Here is an 18,334-nt window from a genome sequence, read left to right as displayed (position 1 = left end):
CTACACTCCCGCGTACATGCGGCCGGGGTTCAGGATGCCGCAGGGGTCGAAGCTCTCCTTCACCCGGCGGCTCAGGGCCATCACCGGGTCGGGCAACGGATGGAACACCTCCGCCGTGATCCGCACGTCCTCGGGCGCGCGCACCAGCGTCGCATGGCCGGCGGTGCCCAGTGCGCCGCGGATCGCGGAGGCGGCATCGGGCGTCGGCGCCACCGCCGCCCAGATCAGCCCGCCGCCCCAGTCAAAATACAGCTCCGCGTCGAGCGCCCAGCGGATCGACTCCGCCACGCGCGCCCCTTCGGAGGGCTGGACGGAGATTCTCCAGACGTGGCGGGAGTCATCGCCCCCACCCCGGCCCTCCCCCGCTGACGCAGGGGAGGGAGCGGGGCAAAAGAACGCCACGTCCCGAACCTCCCTCCACACCGCCCACGATTCGTCGCGGTCCAGCACGGTGTCGGCGCCAAGCTCCTCCGTCAGCGCGGCGACGCGGGCGGTGACGGACGGGCCGAAACCCTCCACCCGCACCAGCGTAACCGCCCCGCCCACCGCGGCGACCGCCCGCACATGGGACCGCGCCGCCACCGCGGCCGGCAAATGGGCGGCGCCGGACACGTCGTAGGGGCTCTGCAGCGCCGCGGTCAGCGCCGCGACGGCCCCGGCGTCCTCGCGCCCGGCCAGCAGCAGGGTCCGGACATCCTCCGGCGCCGGCAGCACCTTCACCGTCAGCTCGGTCAGGACGGTCAGCGTGCCGAAGGAGCCGGCCATCAGCTTGGGCACGTCGTAGCCGGTGACGTTCTTCACCACCTTGCCGCCACCCTTGTAGAGGTCGCCACGCCCGTTCACTCCCTCGATGCCCAACGTGTGGTCGCGGGCGGAACCGGCGCTGATGCGCCTTGGCCCGGCCAGCCCGCAGGATATCACCCCGCCCAGTGTCCCCTGCCCCTCCGGCCGGCCGAACAGCGGCCCGAGGTCCTGCGGCTCGAAGGCGAGCTGCTGACGGCGTTCCCCCAGCATCGGCAGGATCGCGGCCATCGGCGTGCCGGCCTTGGCGGTCAGCACCAGCTCCTCCGCCTCGTAGGCGACGACTCCGGACAGGCCTGAGAGGTCCAGCGTGCAGGCGGTCTGGATCGGGCGCCCGAGGCCGCGCTTGGACCCCGAACCGGCGACGTCCAGCGGCGTCCCTTCCGATAAGGCCCAGCGCACCGCGTCGGCGGCCTGGCCCGCCGAGTCGGGCTTGACGGTGGTCACGGTCATGCGGATGGCCTCAAAAGCGGGGAATGTCGGGGAAGCGCAGCTCCCCCTTGTGGATGTGAACGCGGCCCAGCTCGGCGCAGCGGTGCAGCTTGGGGAAGACCTTGCCGGGGTTCAGCAGCCCGTCGGGGTCGAAGGCGCATTTGATGCGCTGCTGCTGGTCGAGATCGACCTCGTCGAACTGGTCGGTCATCAGGTCGCGCTTCTCCACCCCCACGCCATGTTCGCCGGTCAGCACGCCGCCGACTTCGACGCACAGGCGCAGGATGTCGTTGCCGAAGGCCTCCGCCCGCTCCAGCTCGCCCGGCTTGTTGGCGTCGTAGAGGATCAGCGGGTGCAGGTTGCCGTCGCCGGCGTGGAAGACGTTGGCGACCCGCAGGGCGTAGCGGTCGGACATCTCCTGCATGCGGTGCAGCACCAGGGGCAGCGCCCTGCGCGGGATGGTGCCGTCCATGCAGTAGTAATCGGGGCTGATGCGTCCCACCGCCGGGAAGGCCGCCTTGCGCCCGGCCCAGAAGGACAGCCGCTCCTCCTCCGAGGTCGAGACGCGGGAGTAGCAGCAGCCCTTGGACCGGGCGATCTCCGCCACCCGGTCGATCAGGTGGTCGACCTCCGCCGCCGGGCCGTCCAGCTCGACGATCAGCAGGGCCTCGACGTCCAGCGGGTAGCCGGCGTGAACGAAATCCTCCGCGGCGTGGATGGCCGGCTTGTCCATCATCTCCATGCCGCCGGGGATGATGCCCGCGGCGATGATGGCGGCCACGCAGTCGCCGCCCTGCTCGCTGGTCGGGAAGCCGATCAGCACGGCGCGGGCGGTGGCCGGCTTCTTGAGGATGCGCACCGTGACCTCGGTCACCACCCCCAGCAGCCCTTCGGAGCCGGTGACGACCCCCATCAGGTCGTAGCCGCCGGCGTCGAGATGCTTGCCGCCCAGCCGCAGGATGGTGCCGTCCATCAGCACCATCTCCAGCCCCAGCACGTTGTTGGTGGTCAGCCCGTATTTCAGGCAATGCACCCCGCCGGAATTCTCGGCAATGTTGCCGCCGATGGTGCAGGCGATCTGGCTGGACGGGTCGGGCGCGTAATAGAAGCCCTCATGCGCCACCGCGGTGGAGATGCCGAGGTTGGTCACCCCCGGCTGGGTCACCACGCAGCGATTCGCGAAGTCGATGTCGAGGATGCGGTTGAACTTCCCCATCCCCAGCAGCACGCCGTCGGCCAGCGGCAGCGCCCCGCCGGACAGGGAGGTGCCGGCGCCGCGCGGCACCACCTTCACCCCCATCTCTTTGCAGGTCCGGAGCACCCGGCTGACCTGCTCCACCGTGCTGGGCAGCACCACGACCATGGGAAGCTGGCGGTAGGCGGTCAGCCCGTCGCATTCGTAGGCGCGCAGTTCGCTTTCGTCGGCGATCACCCCCTCGCCGGGCACGATGGCCCGCAGCGCTGCGATGATCTCGCGGCGGCGCGCGATGACGCCGTCGTCGGGCGCGGGCATCCGCATGGCCGGCCTTCCTCCCCTCTTGTCGGTCGCCCGGATTGTTCCTGCGGCGTTCCTGTTTCAGAGGTAGCATCGAAGCCGCGCCGGCACCAGCCCCCCTTTTGTCGCCCGACCCCGGTCAGGCCGGAGCGGGCACCTTCTGAAGCGTCGTCAGCAGGTGGAAGCCGCGCCATTCCTGCGACAGGACGCGGAAGGCCCCGCGGAAGCCGTAATTGGCCGCCCAACGGTGCCGGTCGTCGAAATAGAGGGCGAAGGTGTTCTCGGTGATGATGTTGACGTGGGTGGGGTCCTGGAACGCCTCGGCGTGCGGGTAGGCGGGGGTCTGGGAATAGAAGAGCCCGTCCGGCTTCAGGACGCGGTGAATCTCGTCCATCAGCGCGATGAAGCTGTAGCGGCGGTGCGGCGCGTAGACGATTCGCGGCACATGCTCGATCACGTCGAAGGCGGTGACGTAGTCGAAGTAGGCGTCCTCGAAGGGGAGCGAATCCACGGCCAGATCCGCCGTCCGGATGTGCGATGCGGGGTGATCCTCAACATCGAGTCCGAACAGCTCGCTCGCAGAAAAGGGGTTTTTCGGGTTGGGGCCGCAACCCAGGTCTAAACTTTTGGTCATCCAACAACTCCGGATCGCACAGGCGACCTGAAACTGTCCGGAATTGATTCCGCTTTCAACCGAAACAAGCACCAGACGCGCAAAACGCGACGCCGCGCCGTCCCAGGGGAACGGCGCGGCGTCGCGTTCAACAGCACAGCACGCGTCGGCCGGGCGGACCCGGCCGCCGATCTCAGCCCTGGCGGGCCTTGAAGCGCGGGTTCTGCTTGTTGATGACGTAGACGCGGCCCTTGCGGCGGATCACGCGGCAGGCCTTGTGGCGCGTCTTCATCGACTTGAGAGAGTTAACGATCTTCATAGTTCTTCATCCTGGTCGGTCGGCGGCTCGATCGAAGGCGCGCACCATAGTGCGGCGCACCCCCGCTGTCAACGGCCCCCGTCGCGGTTGCGTTTCCCGCCGGATGCGGCCGTTTCGACGCTACTCCGCCGGTTTCAGCGCGTAGAAACGGCAGACCTTCATGCCCGCCTCGATGGCGGACACGCGGCGGACCCACAGCTCGACCTCGTCCATCACCGCGAGCTTGGTCTCGTGGTCCAGATGATGGCGCTCCAGATGCTCGACCAGCCCCTGGATGGCGCTCACGATCAGGCCGCGGTGGGTGTCGGTGATGTCCTCGGCGATTCGCAGGTCCAGATTCCGCTGGGCGAAGGCGGCGGCCATCTGGTCCTTGGACCACAAATGCGGCTGCATCGGCTCCTTGTCGCACCAGACCTGGACGGCCCTGGCCCCGGCCAGCGCCGGCTCGATCACGTAGTCGGTCATCAGCAGATGACCGCGCGGCTTCAGCGCCAGTTCCATCCCGTCGAACAGCTGGTCCTTGCCGCGCACGGAGAACATCCCCTCCTTGTAGACGATGGCGTCCACGCGCTTGGGATAGCTGAAATTCTCCGGATCGTAGGTTTCGATCGGGGCCTTCTTCTCCAGCCCCTCCTTGAAGGAGCGGATCATCCCCTCCTTCGCCAGAAGCTCCGACGCCTCGAGCCCGGTGACCCAGCAGCCGTACTTGCTCGCCATGGTGCGGCTGGTGCCGCCCAGGCCGGCGGACAGGTCCAGCACGCTCATCGCCGGGTTCAGGCCGAGCGGCTTCACCAGATAGGGAATATGGTCGTGCCCGCCCGGCGTGTTGAAGCCCTCACCCCACAGCTTCTCCGCCACCTCGATTCGCGTGGCGCTCCACAGCGGCTTGCCCCAGCGGTTCACGCCGGGGCCATGCCCCCGGACGGCGGGCTGGGCCGGAGCGGCGCCGGCCTGCGGCCTGCCGTCCTCCTCCCCGCCCCTGCCCTTCAGGCCGGAGAGGTCGTAGCCCTCCCACCAAGCGTAAAGGCGGGTCCTGAGCGTGATGCGGGGACCGCCCGCGTGATCGTTGCCGCTGTTATCGCTCATCGCCTTCGCGCCTGCCCCGTTGCCTGGACCGCCGGACGACCGGTTCGTTCGCGCGGCGGACATGGCCTTTCCGCGATGCGAACGAATTCATTCCGACTTTCACAGTATCCGGGCGCTCCGTTCGTGCAAGCGCAAAATCCGGCGTCACATTACCGCAACGCCTTCTCCATATGCGGGTCGTCCATGGCGGCGACCCGCGTCCCGGCGGCGCGCAGCACCGCGGTGCAGGCGGGCGGCATGTTGACGTAGCGCGGCTGCGGCTTGCCGTTGTGCCTCTCCACCACCGGGTAGACGGAGCCGAGCCAGGACGCGACCTCGTCGCCGCAGCCGTCGCCGTCGGGAATGTCGCGCTGGTCCTCGCACTGCGGGCTTCCCGCCGGGCAGCCCAGCCGGATGTGCATGTGCCCGTCATGGCCGTGCCAGGGCCGCAGCTTGCGCAGGAAGGCGCGATCCGGCCAGGAATGGCGGCACATGGCGAGCTTGATCGCCGGGTTGACGAAGATGCGGGTCACCCGCGGGTCGCTCGCGGCGATGCGGACGAGTTGGGCCTGCCGTTCCGACCAGTCCGGGGTGACGCGGACGCGGCCGTAATCGACGTATTTGATCTCGGTCAGGCTTTCCCGCGCGTTGCGCCCCATCGGCGGATGGTCGAGCCGCAGCCAGACGTCGGCGTCGAGCCCGATCTGGTGGCTGGCGTGGCCGAAGCTCATCGGGCCGCCGCGCGCCTGCCCCATGTCGCCGATCAGCGCGGTCCCCAGCCCGGCCGCCGCGACCTTGCGCCCGAAGCCCTTCAGGTAGTCGATCAGCTCCGGATGGCCGTAATAGCGTTGGCGGGACATCCGGATCACCTGATAGCCGGTGCCTTCCCCCGGCAGGGCCTGAGCGCCCGTGACGCAGCCCGCGGCGTAGCCGCCGATCGACTGGGCCGGCCCCAGGGCGGGACCGTTCACCTGACTCCAGGCGATGGAATTGGGAGCCGGCGGCGCGGGCTTCTTCTTCTTGGACGATCCGGCCTCGGCCGGGCCGGCCAGACCGGCGGCGATCAGAACCGCCGCGAGAATCCCGACCGTCGGGCCAACCGCCGAGCGCCGCATCATCTTCCCCCACGGACCGCCAATCGGGAAAGATTAGAACCAATGTTCCTTAACGAAACGTGAGGCTCACGCCCATGTCACAACCGGTTTCGACTTGCCCGAGAGGATGAAGGGCCGCACCCGTCCCCCGTTTGCTGCTCAGTCCAAGGTCTGCCGGTAGCGTTTCAGCGCGACGACGGTGACCACCGCCAGGAAAATCAGCAGCGCCGCCACCTCCCCCGCGATTTCCGCCGGCCCGTTGCCTTTCAGGAGGATGCCGCGGACGATGCGCAGGAAATGGGTCAGCGGCAGCACCTCCCCCACCGCCTGCGCCCAGCCGGGCATGCCGCGGAAGGGGAACATGAAGCCGGACAGCAGCATCGACGGCAGAAAGAAGAAGAAGGACATCTGCATCGCCTGAAGCTGGTTCTTCGCCACCGTCGAGAAGGTGAAGCCCACCGCCAGATTGGCGGCGATGAACAGCACGAGCACGGCGGACAGCAGGGCCAGGCTGCCGACGATGGGCACACCAAACAGCAGCCGGGCGGCCAGGACAATGATGACGACCTGGATGTAGCCGACCAGGATGAAGGGCACGATCTTGCCCAGCATCACCTCGAACGGGCGGACCGGCATGGCCAGCAGATTCTCCATCGTTCCGCGCTCCCGCTCGCGGGTGACGGCCAGCGCGGTCATCATCACCATGGTCATGGTCAGGACCACGCCCATCAGGCCGGGCACCACGTTGTACTGGGTGATGCCCTCCGGGTTGTAGCGGCGGTGGACCCGCAGTTCGACCGGGTCGGGGGTGGAGCGCAGAGGGGCCAGCGGGCCGGTCAGATCGGGGTCCAGCGCCTGCCGCGCGAGGGTGGACAGGGCGGCCAGCGCGTTGCTGGTCGCCGCCGGGTCGGTCGCGTCGGCCTCGACCAGCAGAACCGGCCGCTCGCCCCGCTGCAGGTCGCGGGCGAAGCCGGCGGGGATGGTGACGGCGAACTGCACCCGCCCCTCCGCCAGCAGGCGGTCCAGCTCCGCCGGGCTGTCGGCGCCGCGGGCCACGTCGAAATAGCCGGAATTCGCCATGGCCGACACCAGCGTGCGCGCGAAGGGGCTGGAATCCGCGGCGTGGACGGCGGTCGGCAGGCTTTTGGGGTCGGAGTTGATGGCGAAGCCGAACAGCACGAGCTGGAGCACCGGCACCCCCACCATCATGGCGAAGGTCAGGCGATCGCGCCGCATCTGGATGAACTCCTTCACCATCACCGCGACGAAGCGCGCAAAGGAAAACCGCGCCATGGCACCCCTCCCCAGCCGTGCATTTCAATAAACAAACACAACTTTTTACTTCAGTGCCACATTGGGTGACTTAGCCCCCATTGACATATCGAAATTGCTTCAAGCACAGTCCGAAAGGATTAACTCGTATGCGGGAGACATACCGTGACCTCTGTTCTTGCCAAGGGCGCCGCCGCCGTGGCCGCCCTGTTCCTGTTTCATGGCGCCGCCCTGGCCGGACAGCAGGATTTCACCATCGCGAACGAGACGGGCTACGCGCTGAAGCACATCTATGTCAGCGAGTCCGCCAACGAGAAGTGGGACGAGGACATCCTCGGCCGCGAACTCCTCGAGGACGGCGAGGAGTTCGAACTGAGCTTCGACAAGGCCGAGAAGAGCTGCAAATGGGACATGAAGGTCATCTACGACGACGGCGAGTCGGCGGTCTGGCAGAACCTGAATCTCTGCAAGATTTCCAAGCTGACGCTGCGCTGGAACAAGAACACCGGCGTGACCTCCGCCAAGTTCGAGTGACCGCGCGCCGTCCCCGCACCGGCTTTCGCACCGGTGTGGGGACGGCCCGATCCTGCCCGCCGACGGCGCGGTCATGCGAAGTTGTCCGTGCTGCGGTTCATCAGATGGATGAACACGTCCTCCAGAGTCGGCTCCGTCCGTTTCACCAGCAGGCCCGACTCGCCGGACCAGGGGCTCAGCGCCTCCTCCAGCTCCGCGCCATCGCCGCCGCTGACATGCAGCCGGGCGCCGAAGGCGGCGACCATCTCGACACCGGGACAGTCGCGCAGCGCCGCCGCGACGCTTCCGAGGTCCGGCCCGCCCGCCCCCCGCGCGCCGACTTCATAGGTGACCAGACCAGACTTGGCGATCACCTCCTCCACGCTGCCCTGGGTCATCAGCCGGCCGTAGGCGAGGTAGGCGATGGCGTGGCAGCGTTCCGCCTCGTCCATGTAATGGGTGCTGACCAGCACGGTCAGCCCGTCGTCGGCCAGCCGGTGAATCTCGTCCCAGAACTCCCGTCGCGCCTTGGGATCGACCCCGGCGGTCGGCTCGTCGAGGAGAAGCAGCTTCGGCTCGTGCAGGATGCAGGCGGCCAGCGCCAGACGCTGCTTCCAGCCGCCGGACAGTTCGCCCGCCAGCTGCGCCCGCCGGTTGCCCAGCCCCAGCCGCTCCAGCGCCGCGGCGACCTTGGCCCGCCGGTCCGGCAGCCCGTACATGCGGGCAACGAAATCCAGATTCTCGGCGATGCTCAGATCCTCCCAGAAGCTGAATTTCTGGGTCATGTAGCCGACCTGCCGCTTGATGGCGGCGCTCTGGCGGCGGATGTCGAGCCCAAGGCAGGTCCCCTCCCCGGCGTCGGGGGTCAGCAGCCCGCAGAGCATGCGGATGGTCGTCGTCTTGCCCGACCCGTTCGGCCCCAGGAAACCGTAGATCTGCCCGCGCGCCACCCGGATGGAGAAGCCGTCCACCACCGTCTTGGCGCCGAAGCGCTTGACCAGACCGCGCACGTCGATGACGGGCTCCCCGCTCATGGCGGCAACTCCACATCCACCGGCAGGCCGGGGTTGAGCGTCGCCCCGTCCTCCAGCCGCGCCTCGACGCGGAAGACCAGCTTCTCGCGGCTGCCGACGCTGTAGATCACCGGCGGGGTGTATTCGACCTGCGGCGCCACGTAGGTCACGCGCGCCGACAGGCCGGGCGGGCAGCCGTCGCAGCGCACCGTCACCCGGTCGCCCGGACGGACGCGGGCCATCAGCGGTTCCGGAACGAAGACCACCAGCTTCCGCTTGCCCGGCGGCAGAAGCGAGACCACCGGGGCGCCCGCCGGCACCCATTCGCCAGGGTTGAACAGCGTGTCCTCGACCAGTCCCGCCTCGGGCGCCGGCGGGGCCAGCTCGGCCAAGCGCTTGTCCGCCTGGGCCAGGGCGGCCTCAGCCTGGGCCACGGCGTTCTCGGCGGCGCGGAGCTGGTTGGGACGGGCCGGCAGGTTGGAGACGGCCAGTTGCGCGGTCAACTCCTCCAGCCGCGCGCGGTCGCGGTCGCGGGTGGCGCGGGCGGCGTCCAGCCGGTCGTCGGAGCTGACCTTGCGCGCCACCAGCGTCTGCTGCCGCGCCAGCTCCGCTTCGGAGTAGCGCAGCGCCGCCTCGGCCTGCGCGCGCTGGGCGGCGACCACCGCCAGCTCGTCGGGGCGCCGTCCCGTCCGCAGGTCGGCCAGCAGCGCCCGCGCCTGCGCCAGCGCGGCGGCCAGCCGGTCGCGCTCCGCCCGCGCGCTGGTGCGGTCGAGCGCGAAGAGGGGGGCGCCCGCCTCCACCCGCCCGCCGCGCGTCACCGCCAGCGTGTCGAGCGTCCCGGCCACCGGGGCGGCGATGCGCAGATACTCGCCCTCGGCGTAACCATGGGCCAGCGGCACGGCATCCCCGCCGCCCAGTCCGAAAACGGCCAGGGCCGCCGCCAGCGTTTCGGCGATCCAGCTCATGACGTCGGTCCTCCCTCCGGAGCGAGCGTCCGGCGCAGCGCGTCGAGGTGCGCGGCCACCAGCCTCCGAACGTCCAGCGGCCGGTCCTCCAGCGCTTCGAAGGAGGAGCGCCACAGCGCGCTCATCAGCATCGGCGCGACGATCAGCCGGACGGTCGAATCGACGTCCACCGGGCGGAACTCCCCGCGCGCCATGCCGCGCTCCAGCACCGCCGCCAGCAGGGCGAAGGCGCGGCGGATCACCTCGTCGTGATAGAAGCGGGCGAGATCGGGGAAATTGCCGGCCTCCGCGATGACCAGCTTGGGGATGGCCCCGGCGCGGGATTTCAGGATGCGCGTCGCGAAGAGGGTCAGCAGCGTTTCCAGAACGGCGAAGCTCGGCCCCAGCGCCCCGGCCAGCAGGCGCTCGGCCATGTCCAGGTTGGGCAGGATGGCCTCGCGGACCACCGCCTTGAACAGCTCCTCCTTGTTCGGGAAGTAGAGATAGAGCGTGCCCTTGCTGACACCGGCCCGCGCCGCGACGTCCTCCAGCCGCGTCGCCGCGAAGCCTCGCTCGCCGAAGACGGTCAGGGCCGCGTCGACGATCTCCCGGGGGCGCGCCTCCTTCCGGCGGCGCCAGCGCGGAGCGGCGGGAACATCCTCCGGCATTCCGTCCTCCAGGGTGGAGAAAATATTACTGACCAGTCAGTTATTAGTTCATTTCCGGCCGAAACACCAGTTTTCTCAAGGGTTGCGCCGTTCTGCCGCAGCCATAAGTCATTGTGCGCCGCAGCAACTGATATGCAAAAGGGCTTGCCTTTCGACCGAGAGTTTCCGAAACTTTCGACAGTCCGCAGCGCGAACGGCTTGTCACGGAAGCACGCGCGGCGGGCGCACCGGTGGTCAAAGGCGCCGATCAGCAACGAGCGCACACCCCACCCCGGGAGGAACGGTTCAAGGCGCCGTGCCGGGATCAATGCGACGGGCGCGCCGGTGCGCGGCGTCCGGAGTCCCGGTTGAGCAGGGGGTGTCGATCATGCCGGGTGCAATGCGCCAGTCCACGTCGAACCTGGAACTGCTGACCATCTATGAGGTCAGCAAGATCCTCGGTTCCTCTCTCGACCTCCAGCAGACCCTGCGCGAGGTGCTCCGCGCGCTGGCCTACCAGTTGCAGATGCACCGCGGGCGCGTCTATCTGGTCGGCGAGGACAATGTGCTGCGGCTGGTCGCCGCGAACGGCCTGTCGAACGAGGCCGCGGCCCAGATCGAATTCCGCGACGGGGAAGGAATCACCGGCCGCATCCTGAAGACCGGCATGCCCGCCGTCGTCCCGAACCTGGCGGAGGAACCGCTGTTCCTCAACCGCACCGGCGGGCGCGAGGACCTGGACGAGCAGGTGGCCTCGCTGGTCGGCGTGCCGATCAAGGCCGCGGGGGTGGTCGTCGGCGTGCTGACCATCGACCGCATTTCCGACGAAGGCCCGCAGGGCCATTTCGGCAGCGACGTGCGCTTCCTGACCATGGTCGCCAACCTGATCGGCCAGACCGTGCGGCTGCACCGCACCGTGGCGGAGGAGCGCCGCTTCATGATGCGGGAAACCTTCCGCATGCAGAAGGAACTGCGCCCCCTCGCCGCCCCGATCAACGACGTGGTCTGCACCAGCCCCAACATGCTGGAGGTGATGGCCCAGGTCCACCGGGTGGCGCCCTTCAAGTCCACCGTGCTGATCCGCGGCGAGAGCGGCACCGGCAAGGAGCTGATCGCGCGGGCCATCCACACCATGTCGCCGCGCAAGGACGCCCCCTTCATCCGCGTGAATTGCGCCGCCCTGCCCGAATCGCTCCTGGAATCGGAGCTGTTCGGCCATGAGAAGGGCGCCTTCACCGGCGCACAGAAGGACCACAAGGGCCGGTTCGAGCTGGCGTCGGGCGGCACGCTGTTCCTCGACGAGATCGGCGACATCTCCCCCAATTTCCAGGCCAAGCTGCTGCGCGTGCTGCAGGAGCAGGAGTTCGAGCGGGTCGGCGGGTCGAAGACCATCAAGACCGACGTCCGGCTGATCTGCGCCACCAACCTGAACCTGGAGGAGGCGGTCGGCCACGGCAAGTTCCGCGCCGACCTGTATTTCCGCATCAATGTGGTGACCATCCATCTGCCGCCGCTGCGCGAGCGGCGCCAGGACATCGGCCCGCTGGCCCGCCATTTCGTGGCGAAGTTCGCCAAGGACAACGGCATGACCCTGGTCATGGAGGACGAGGCTCTGGAGGTGCTGAACCGCTGCACCTGGCCCGGCAACGTGCGCGAGCTGGAGAACTGTATCGAGCGCGCGGCCACCCAGTCGCGCGACGGCATCATCCGCACCGAGTCCCTATCCTGCAGCCTCAACCTCTGCAACTCCTCGGTCCTCTTCCAGTACCGCACGCTGGGCGCCTCGGTCGGCGGGCTCGCCCCGTCCATGGGGCCGGGGTCCGTCAACCGCGTGCCTCCCGGACGCCCCGGCGGTCCGGCGCCGGCCAACGCACCGAAGACCCCGGCCATGCCCGTCCCGGTGCCGGAACCGATGGGTGCCGGCGGCGGCGCGTGGCCGGCCTGCGCGTCGGGCTGTTCCGCCGGGCCGTCGCCGGTCTGCGGCGCCGCCCAGCCGGTGGTTCCGGTTCCCCTGATCCCGCTGCCCCTGCCCGAGGCGAGCGCACCCGCCGCCGCGGCTCCCGCGCCGGCATCGGTTGCCAATGCCGCGCCGCCGCCCGCCGCCGAGGTGCCGCTGGACGAACCGGAGTCGGGCTCGCTGCGCGACCGCCTGCTCTGGGCGATGGAGCGCACCGGCTGGGTGCAGGCCAAGGCCGCCCGCCTGCTCGGCATGACCACCCGTCAGGTGAGCTACGCCCTGCGCAAGTACAACATCGAGATCAAGCGCTTCTGAGGGGTGGGGAGTCACTTGGCGGCTGCATTCCCTTCCGGGCAACAACGGGCCAATCAGTAACAGGTGGCCAAACCAAGCATGTATGGCGCCCCACCGGCTCTCCCTGAGCAATGGGGGCGCCCGCTGATGACGGCGTGGGGAGGTCCTGGGGGCGCTGGATATGGTCGGGACGGTCGACCTGATACACCGTGTGCCCTCCCAACTCACCGACCTTGCGCATTTCCGCGAAAGACGCCTGGAGAAACTCGCGCAGCTTTTTGCCGTAGTCGAGGGGGTTCGGGTAGTCGCGGGCATCCGGCGACGAACCGCCCGATGGCGCGGTCAAAGGCTTCACCAGGGCGTCGTCCACCGAATAATCCTGATCGGCCGCCACCTTTCGGGAGGCCGGCAAGCCCGCCCGCTCCGACAGGATGGCGGCGGCGTCCTCTTCGCCGGTCTTGCGCAGCGCCTTGTCGATCGCGTCGAGATCGACGCCCAACGCCTTCAGGCTGTAGGTGGCATCCCCCTGCTTTCTGGTGGAGTTCAGGCGGGAATCGGAAAAGTCCATGGAGAAGAAGCCCGGCATGATGTAGCGCGACATCCCCATCCGGTCCTTCGCCAGGAGCGGATTCATCGTCCGCGCCGCCAAGTCGTTCGACGCCGCCGCCTGCTCGTCCTCGCTCATCGCCGCCACCAGCTTGTCCATCAGCGACGACCGCCGGGCCAGCGTCTGGGACAAGGCGCCGCGCAGGTCGTCACTGCTGGTCGTCTCATCGAGGAAAAGGGCGGCGTGATCGTTGTTGTACATGCGTTGTGTCGCACCCATGGCACTGACGCGGGCCTGTTTCAGCCGCTGCGTGAGGGCATCGTTGACCGTTTCGCCGCTGATCTTCCCGCTGTCGACGAGATCGGCCAACTGCTGGCGCTGAGCGTCCGAAAGCGCGCCGAAGGCGGCCAAGCCGTCGCCGCGAAGCGCCCCGCCCAGCCCGCTCAGCGACACGGAATCGGACGCGGCACCGCCGCTCGCGGCGGTCGCCTCGGGCGATGGGGACGCTCCGGTGGAGCGGGACAGGACCGAAAACGACGAAGCCGCCGACGTCACACCCGATACCGTCATGATCCACTCCACGAAAGCCCTGCTGGCGGCAGCACACTTTCCAACCGCGGCCAACGCTCCGTCACGCATCTTATAAGGGAATAAATATATGGGCAATATAACCCCTGAGGGCCGTCTGGTGTTTCGGCTGCGGCAAGACGCCGGCGCAGCCTGCGGGTCCCAAGATCCCTGTAACCGTTACGAACGGTTGTGATATGACGGTGGGACATCGGCTGTACGCTGTACCCTGCGTCCCGCAACCTCCAGATCCGGGCCTTCGCACGAGATGGAAAAGCCCTTCGCGCTCCTCTTCGTGGACATCGCCGACAGCACGCTGCTCTACGAACTGGCGGGTGACCGCAAGGCGGCGGCGCTGACCCAGCGGGTGCTTCTGGGCTTGCGCCGGATCGTCGGGGAGAACGACGGCACGGTGGTGAAAAGCCTGGGCGACGGGCTGTTGGCCTGCTTCCCCATGAGCGACGGCGCCACCCGCGCCGCGCTCGCCATGATGGACCGGCAAGGGGAGTTCGGGCTGCGCCTGCGCGCCGGGCTGCATTTCGGCCCGGTGATCGCCGGCCCCGGCGACCTCTACGGCGACGCCTGCAACGTCGCCGCCCGGCTGGAATCCATCGCCCGCCCCGGCGAGATTCTGGCGACCGACGATCTGGTCGACCGCCTCTCCCCGCCGCTGCGCAAGCGAACCCGCCTTTTGAACAGCGTCGCGGTGAAAGGAAAGGCGGCCCCGGTCCGCGTCCACCAGGTCCGCGACGGCAGCGCCCCGCCGGAGGCCGAGGACAACGCCACCGTCGCCCTGACCACATCGGTTCCCGGCAGCGGGCGCGGCCTGCCGTCCCTGCGCCTGTCCGGGCGCGGCACCGACGCGACGCTGACTCCCCTGCTGCCGCGCGTCACGGTGGGGCGTGACGAGAGTTGCGGCCTGCGCATCCCGTCGCGCCGCACCTCACGCCAGCACGCGGTGATCGACTTCAGCCGTGGCGGCTTCCTGCTGACCGACCATTCGACCAACGGCACCTTCATCCGCACAGGCGGCTCCCCTTCCCTGCTGCTGCGCCGCGATTCGACGAAACTGACCGGCAGCGGTCTGATCGGCTTCGGTGGAGAGCCGCGGCGGCCGGACGAGGACCATGTCCTGGCCTTCCAGGTCGGAAGCGCGTGACCGGCCCTCTCCCGCCCCGGGAGAGGGAGGGACCCGCCGCGGCAGCGGTGGGAGGGTGAGGGTGCCGGCAAGGATTGAGCCGCTGATCCCCGCACGACCCTCACCCGGCGCCTTCGCGCCCCCCTCTCCCGGGGCGGGAGAGGGAAATCGATGCCACTCCATCACCCCATTAGCCTCACGTGTCGGGTCCCTGACAGGGCGCGTCATTGTCGGCCATTGTTGGGCTTTGTCCGCCTTTGTCGGATTGCCGACACGGCCCACAAGCCCCACACCGACGCCTAAACTACTGAAATTACACAATTCATCAGGTTGGCCCCGAACTTGCTTTTAACGACCTGACCAAGGGCGCCGACGGCGCGGCTGGGAAGGGAGTGGACGATGGCCAACGTTATTTCGCTCGACAGCATCCTGGGCGTGGGTGAGTTGAAGACCTCCGCCGAGGCGCCGCCCGCCGCCGCCTCCGGCTGCGCGTCCTCCTCCTGCGGGTCGTCGGACGGCCCCGCCGACATGGCGCCGGAGGTGTGGGAGAAGGTGAAGAACCATCCCTGCTACTCCGAGGAGGCGCATCACTATTTCGCCCGCATGCACGTCGCGGTGGCGCCGGCCTGCAACATCCAGTGCAATTACTGCAACCGCAAATACGACTGCTCGAACGAGAGCCGGCCGGGCGTGGTCTCCGAGAAGCTGACCCCCGACCAGGCGCTCCGCAAGATCATGGCGGTGGCCAAGGAAATCCCGCAGCTCTCGGTTATCGGCATCGCCGGCCCCGGCGACAGTCTGGCGGCGGGCGGCAAGAACACCTTCAAGACCTTCGAGATGCTGGCGAAGAAGGCCCCGGACCTGAAGCTGTGCCTGTCCACCAACGGCCTGGCCCTGCCCGACCATGTGGACACCATCGCCAACTACAACATCGACCACGTTACGATCACCATCAACATGGTCGATCCCGAGGTCGGGCAGCACATCTACCCCTGGATCTTCCACGACCACAAGCGCTGGACCGGCCTGGACGCCGCCAAGATCCTGCACGAGCGGCAGATGCTCGGGCTGGAGATGCTGACCTCGCGCGGCATCCTGGTGAAGGTGAACTCCGTCATGATCCCGGGGATCAACGACGAGCACCTGATGGACGTGAACAAGGCCGTGAAGTCGCGTGGCGCATTCCTGCACAACATCATGCCGCTGATCTCCGACCCGGCGCACGGCACGCATTTCGGCCTGACCGGCCAGCGCGGCCCGACCGCGCAGGAGCTGAAGGTCCTGCAGGACCAGTGCGAGGGCGGGGCCAAGCTGATGCGCCACTGCCGCCAGTGCCGCGCCGACGCGGTCGGCCTGCTGGGCGAGGACCGCGGCTCCGAATTCACCATCGACCAGATCGAGGCGATGGGCGAGGTCGAGTACGACCAGGAGGCCGCCCGCACCTACCGCGAGCATGTCGAGGGCGAGCGCGCCGGTCGCCACGCCGCCAAGGCCGCCGCGCAGGCCGACGTCGCCGAGACGGTCGGCACCGAGGTGCAGCCGATCCTGATCGCCGTCGCCACCAAGGGCGGCGAGCGCATCAACGAGCATTTCGGCCACGCCAAGGAATTCCAGATCTACGAGGTCGGTCCGAAAGGCGCCAAGTTCGTCGGCCACCGCCGCGTCGACCAGTATTGCGAAGGCGGCTCGGGCGACGAGGACGCGCTCGGCGGCGTGCTGTCGGCGATCAACGACTGCACCGCGGTCTTCGTCGCCAAGATCGGCGGCTGCCCGTCGACGAGCCTCAAGGGCGCGGGCATCGAGCCGGTTGACCGCTTCGCCTTCGAATACATCGAAGAGTCGGCATTGACCTACTTCAAGGACTACGCCGAGCGCCTCGGCCAAGGTGCGATCAACGCCCGCGAGGGGCAGGACGCGGTGATCCGCACCGGCGCCTTCACCGCCCTGCGCGCCTGACACCCGAACACCCGATCACCCCACGGACTTACCCGGCGGCCCACCGCAACAGCCGCCACCACACCCAAGGAGAGTGTCATGGCTTACAAGATCAAGGCTTCCGACTGCACCGCCTGCGGCGCCTGCGAGGCCGAGTGCCCGAACAACGCCATCAGCTTCAAGAAGGGCGCCTACGCCATCAACGCGGACCTGTGCACCGAGTGCAAGGGCCAGTTCTCCAGTCCGCAGTGCGCCTCGGTCTGCCCGGCCGACTGCTGCGTCCCGGCCTGATCGCCCGAAACCCCTCTCCCGTCCCATCACGGGAGAGGGTGTCCATGGAGCGCACCGCCATGCTGGACGAGGTGGATGAAGGCTGGCTCAACCGCCGTTACTACGGCGGCGACCTGCCGCCCGAGGCGGAGCGGTTCCTGCATCTCGCCGCCGCCAACCACACCGACGCCGAGGCGGCGCAGCGCTACCTCGCCCGCGCCGCTGAGCTGGCGCCAGGCCACCGGCTGGTCGATCTCGGCCATTACAAGTTCCACTTCTACAAGGCGAACCTGGACACCGCCCTGCTCTACGGCGAGCGGATGCTCGGCCACGCCATGGCCGCCATCGGCCTGAACCACACCGACTGGCGCATGGTCGGCCCAAACTCTTCCAAGACAGTGGGGGCCGACTTCACAGGTTTGGAGCCGGCTCCGCGCCTGTTCCTGTTCGCCCTGACCGCGGTCGGCTACCTGAATCTGCGCCTGGGCCGTCTGGCCGAAGGGCGCGAGGCCCTGAACAAGGTCCGGGACCTGGACCCGAAGGACCGCTTCGGAACCACCCGCCTGCTCGCCGCCGCTGATCGCCATGAAGCCGGCCGAGACGAAGCCGGGCCGGAGGACGACGACGCATGAGCGACGACATCGACAAGGCGCTGGACTGGCTGGGCAACCCCGTCGATTGCGACGGCTGCGCCTGCCGCGACCGTCTGGCCGAGGGGCGCTGCGAACCGCTGCGCGCCTGCGTGCAGGACCGCTACGCCAAGCGCATCCAGCGCTTCTTCCAATGGAACGACGATCTGGCCGGCGAGCATCTCGACCATCCCTATTTCGAGGTCCGCGCCAACGCCGCCCGCTTCGCGCCGATTTTCATCGTGCCGCGGCTGATGGACGACCCGGACGAGACGGTGCGCGCCGCCGTCGCCCGCCGCCTGCCCCGCCGCCTGCTGCTGAAGATGCGCGGCGACCCCGACCGCGAGGTGCGCATCGCCGTCGCCTCCCGGCTGGAGGACGCCGACCTCTCGCCGCTGATGCGCGACCCCGATTACTCCGTGCGCCTGCGCGTCGCCCGCCGCGTGCCCGAGGGCATGCTGCCGGCGATGATGCACGACGAGGACCCGGAAATCCGGCTGGAGGTCGCCAACCGCATCGGGCTGGACTGGCTGATGAGCATGGCCTGGGACGACAGCGCCCGCGTGCGCATGGTCGTCGCCCGCCGCCTGCCGCCGGAAAAGCTGGCAGCCCTGATCCGCGACGCCGACTGGTGCGTGCGCTTCGTCGTCGCCAGCCGCCTGCCGCCCGAAGACCTCGCCCCGCTGACCGAGGACCCGGTGGACGATGTCCGCACCGTGGCGCAGAAGCGCCGCGCCGGACTGCCCGCCACCGGTGACCTGATCCCCGATTGACGCCCCCGACTGACCG

General features: G+C 68.7%; 17 protein-coding genes and 1 pseudogene. 7 read left to right on the top strand and 11 right to left on the bottom strand.

Going from position 1 to position 18,334, the window contains the following annotated elements:
• The 7 genes from glcE to DS837_RS22160 form a co-directional block, all read right to left on the bottom strand.
• A complete protein-coding gene (gene glcE / locus DS837_RS22190) occupies positions 1–1,254 on the bottom strand; it encodes a glycolate oxidase subunit GlcE (protein WP_149166733.1) in 1,254 nt (417 codons plus the stop codon).
• 10 nt (positions 1,255–1,264) lie between these two features.
• Entirely contained in the window at positions 1,265–2,752 is a 1,488-nt protein-coding gene (locus DS837_RS22185; RefSeq protein ID WP_149166732.1) for an FAD-linked oxidase C-terminal domain-containing protein, read from the bottom strand.
• A gap of 115 nt (positions 2,753–2,867) precedes the next feature.
• On the bottom strand, positions 2,868–3,362 hold the full coding sequence (locus tag DS837_RS22180) for a methyltransferase domain-containing protein (RefSeq protein ID WP_149166731.1): 495 nt from the start codon (positions 3,360–3,362) through the stop codon (positions 2,868–2,870).
• A gap of 172 nt (positions 3,363–3,534) precedes the next feature.
• Entirely contained in the window at positions 3,535–3,660 is a 126-nt protein-coding gene (gene ykgO / locus DS837_RS22175) for a type B 50S ribosomal protein L36 (RefSeq protein ID WP_012973122.1), read from the bottom strand.
• Positions 3,661–3,780: 120 nt separating this feature from the next.
• Entirely contained in the window at positions 3,781–4,746 is a 966-nt protein-coding gene (locus DS837_RS22170) for an SAM-dependent methyltransferase (protein ID WP_149166730.1), read from the bottom strand.
• 149 nt (positions 4,747–4,895) lie between these two features.
• Positions 4,896–5,843: a penicillin-insensitive murein endopeptidase gene (gene mepA, locus DS837_RS22165; RefSeq protein ID WP_247890074.1), complete on the bottom strand. Its 948-nt coding sequence runs from the start codon at positions 5,841–5,843 to the stop codon at positions 4,896–4,898.
• A 135-nt stretch (positions 5,844–5,978) separates the two neighbouring features.
• A complete protein-coding gene (locus DS837_RS22160; RefSeq protein WP_149166729.1) occupies positions 5,979–7,112 on the bottom strand; it encodes an ABC transporter permease in 1,134 nt (377 codons plus the stop codon).
• A 144-nt stretch (positions 7,113–7,256) separates the two neighbouring features.
• Between DS837_RS22160 and DS837_RS22155 the strand changes: the two genes are divergently transcribed.
• The gene (locus tag DS837_RS22155; protein WP_149166728.1) at positions 7,257–7,625 is read left to right on the top strand and encodes a hypothetical protein; all 369 of its coding nucleotides are present in this window, start codon (positions 7,257–7,259) and stop codon (positions 7,623–7,625) included.
• Between the two features lie 71 nt (positions 7,626–7,696).
• On the opposite strand, the gene DS837_RS22150 is transcribed toward DS837_RS22155, so the two are convergent.
• From DS837_RS22150 to DS837_RS22140, 3 genes are read right to left on the bottom strand one after another with little or no spacing between them, the layout of a single operon-like run.
• The gene (locus tag DS837_RS22150) at positions 7,697–8,638 is read right to left on the bottom strand and encodes an ABC transporter ATP-binding protein (protein ID WP_149166727.1); all 942 of its coding nucleotides are present in this window, start codon (positions 8,636–8,638) and stop codon (positions 7,697–7,699) included.
• Entirely contained in the window at positions 8,635–9,582 is a 948-nt protein-coding gene (locus DS837_RS22145) for an HlyD family secretion protein (protein WP_149166726.1), read from the bottom strand. Before DS837_RS22145 ends, DS837_RS22150 begins: the two co-directional genes overlap by 4 nt.
• Complete coding sequence (locus DS837_RS22140) at positions 9,579–10,229, bottom strand: TetR/AcrR family transcriptional regulator (RefSeq protein WP_149166725.1); 651 nt, start codon at positions 10,227–10,229, stop codon at positions 9,579–9,581. Before DS837_RS22140 ends, DS837_RS22145 begins: the two co-directional genes overlap by 4 nt.
• 367 nt (positions 10,230–10,596) lie before the next feature.
• On the opposite strand from DS837_RS22140, the gene nifA reads away from it, so the two are divergent.
• Positions 10,597–12,480 carry a nif-specific transcriptional activator NifA gene (gene nifA / locus DS837_RS22135; protein ID WP_149166724.1) on the top strand — a complete coding sequence of 628 codons (1,884 nt, stop codon included), beginning with the start codon at positions 10,597–10,599 and terminating at the stop codon, positions 12,478–12,480.
• Here the strand turns inward: nifA and DS837_RS22130 are convergent.
• Positions 12,467–13,576 carry a hypothetical protein gene (locus DS837_RS22130; RefSeq protein ID WP_149166723.1) on the bottom strand — a complete coding sequence of 370 codons (1,110 nt, stop codon included), beginning with the start codon at positions 13,574–13,576 and terminating at the stop codon, positions 12,467–12,469. The genes nifA and DS837_RS22130 overlap by 14 nt on opposite strands.
• Before the next feature lie 265 nt (positions 13,577–13,841).
• Here DS837_RS22130 and DS837_RS22125 point away from each other — a divergent pair, with 265 nt between their 5' ends.
• The 5 genes and pseudogenes from DS837_RS22125 (at position 13,842) to DS837_RS22105 (ending at position 18,318) form a co-directional block, all read left to right on the top strand.
• A complete protein-coding gene (locus tag DS837_RS22125; protein ID WP_149166722.1) occupies positions 13,842–14,732 on the top strand; it encodes an adenylate/guanylate cyclase domain-containing protein in 891 nt (296 codons plus the stop codon).
• 378 nt (positions 14,733–15,110) lie between these two features.
• The gene (gene nifB, locus DS837_RS22120; protein WP_149166721.1) at positions 15,111–16,667 is read left to right on the top strand and encodes a nitrogenase cofactor biosynthesis protein NifB; all 1,557 of its coding nucleotides are present in this window, start codon (positions 15,111–15,113) and stop codon (positions 16,665–16,667) included.
• A 45-nt stretch (positions 16,668–16,712) separates the two neighbouring features.
• A pseudogene (locus DS837_RS22115) lies at positions 16,713–16,937 on the top strand (4Fe-4S dicluster domain-containing protein); the annotation flags it as partial.
• Between the two features lie 44 nt (positions 16,938–16,981).
• Positions 16,982–17,548 carry a hypothetical protein gene (locus DS837_RS22110; protein WP_149166720.1) on the top strand — a complete coding sequence of 189 codons (567 nt, stop codon included), beginning with the start codon at positions 16,982–16,984 and terminating at the stop codon, positions 17,546–17,548.
• The gene (locus tag DS837_RS22105) at positions 17,545–18,318 is read left to right on the top strand and encodes a 4Fe4S-binding leucine-rich repeat protein (RefSeq protein ID WP_149166719.1); all 774 of its coding nucleotides are present in this window, start codon (positions 17,545–17,547) and stop codon (positions 18,316–18,318) included. Before DS837_RS22110 ends, DS837_RS22105 begins: the two co-directional genes overlap by 4 nt.
• Positions 18,319–18,334 lie beyond the last annotated feature (16 nt).

The sequence above is a fragment of the Azospirillum brasilense genome (genome assembly GCF_008365405.1).
GTDB classification, from domain to species: Bacteria; Pseudomonadota; Alphaproteobacteria; order Azospirillales; family Azospirillaceae; genus Azospirillum; species Azospirillum brasilense_D.
Note: the sequence above shows the minus strand (reverse complement) of the source record. Positions and strands in the feature narration are given on the sequence as shown.

What these genes read in the sequence shown, in the direction of transcription:
- glcE (WP_149166733.1), bottom strand. Translation starts at nt 1,254, where the DNA reads ATGACCGTGACCACCGTCAAGCCCGACTCGGCGGGCCAGGCCGCCGAC.
- DS837_RS22185 (WP_149166732.1), bottom strand. Translation starts at nt 2,752, where the DNA reads ATGCGGATGCCCGCGCCCGACGACGGCGTCATCGCGCGCCGCCGCGAG.
- DS837_RS22180 (WP_149166731.1), bottom strand. Translation starts at nt 3,362, where the DNA reads ATGACCAAAAGTTTAGACCTGGGTTGCGGCCCCAACCCGAAAAACCCC.
- ykgO (WP_012973122.1), bottom strand. Translation starts at nt 3,660, where the DNA reads ATGAAGATCGTTAACTCTCTCAAGTCGATGAAGACGCGCCACAAGGCC.
- DS837_RS22170 (WP_149166730.1), bottom strand. Translation starts at nt 4,746, where the DNA reads ATGAGCGATAACAGCGGCAACGATCACGCGGGCGGTCCCCGCATCACG.
- mepA (WP_247890074.1), bottom strand. Translation starts at nt 5,843, where the DNA reads ATGATGCGGCGCTCGGCGGTTGGCCCGACGGTCGGGATTCTCGCGGCG.
- DS837_RS22160 (WP_149166729.1), bottom strand. Translation starts at nt 7,112, where the DNA reads ATGGCGCGGTTTTCCTTTGCGCGCTTCGTCGCGGTGATGGTGAAGGAG.
- DS837_RS22150 (WP_149166727.1), bottom strand. Translation starts at nt 8,638, where the DNA reads ATGAGCGGGGAGCCCGTCATCGACGTGCGCGGTCTGGTCAAGCGCTTC.
- DS837_RS22145 (WP_149166726.1), bottom strand. Translation starts at nt 9,582, where the DNA reads ATGAGCTGGATCGCCGAAACGCTGGCGGCGGCCCTGGCCGTTTTCGGA.
- DS837_RS22140 (WP_149166725.1), bottom strand. Translation starts at nt 10,229, where the DNA reads ATGCCGGAGGATGTTCCCGCCGCTCCGCGCTGGCGCCGCCGGAAGGAG.
- nifA (WP_149166724.1), top strand. Translation starts at nt 10,597, where the DNA reads ATGCCGGGTGCAATGCGCCAGTCCACGTCGAACCTGGAACTGCTGACC.
- DS837_RS22130 (WP_149166723.1), bottom strand. Translation starts at nt 13,576, where the DNA reads ATGACGGTATCGGGTGTGACGTCGGCGGCTTCGTCGTTTTCGGTCCTG.
- DS837_RS22125 (WP_149166722.1), top strand. Translation starts at nt 13,842, where the DNA reads ATGGAAAAGCCCTTCGCGCTCCTCTTCGTGGACATCGCCGACAGCACG.
- nifB (WP_149166721.1), top strand. Translation starts at nt 15,111, where the DNA reads ATGGCCAACGTTATTTCGCTCGACAGCATCCTGGGCGTGGGTGAGTTG.
- DS837_RS22110 (WP_149166720.1), top strand. Translation starts at nt 16,982, where the DNA reads ATGGAGCGCACCGCCATGCTGGACGAGGTGGATGAAGGCTGGCTCAAC.
- DS837_RS22105 (WP_149166719.1), top strand. Translation starts at nt 17,545, where the DNA reads ATGAGCGACGACATCGACAAGGCGCTGGACTGGCTGGGCAACCCCGTC.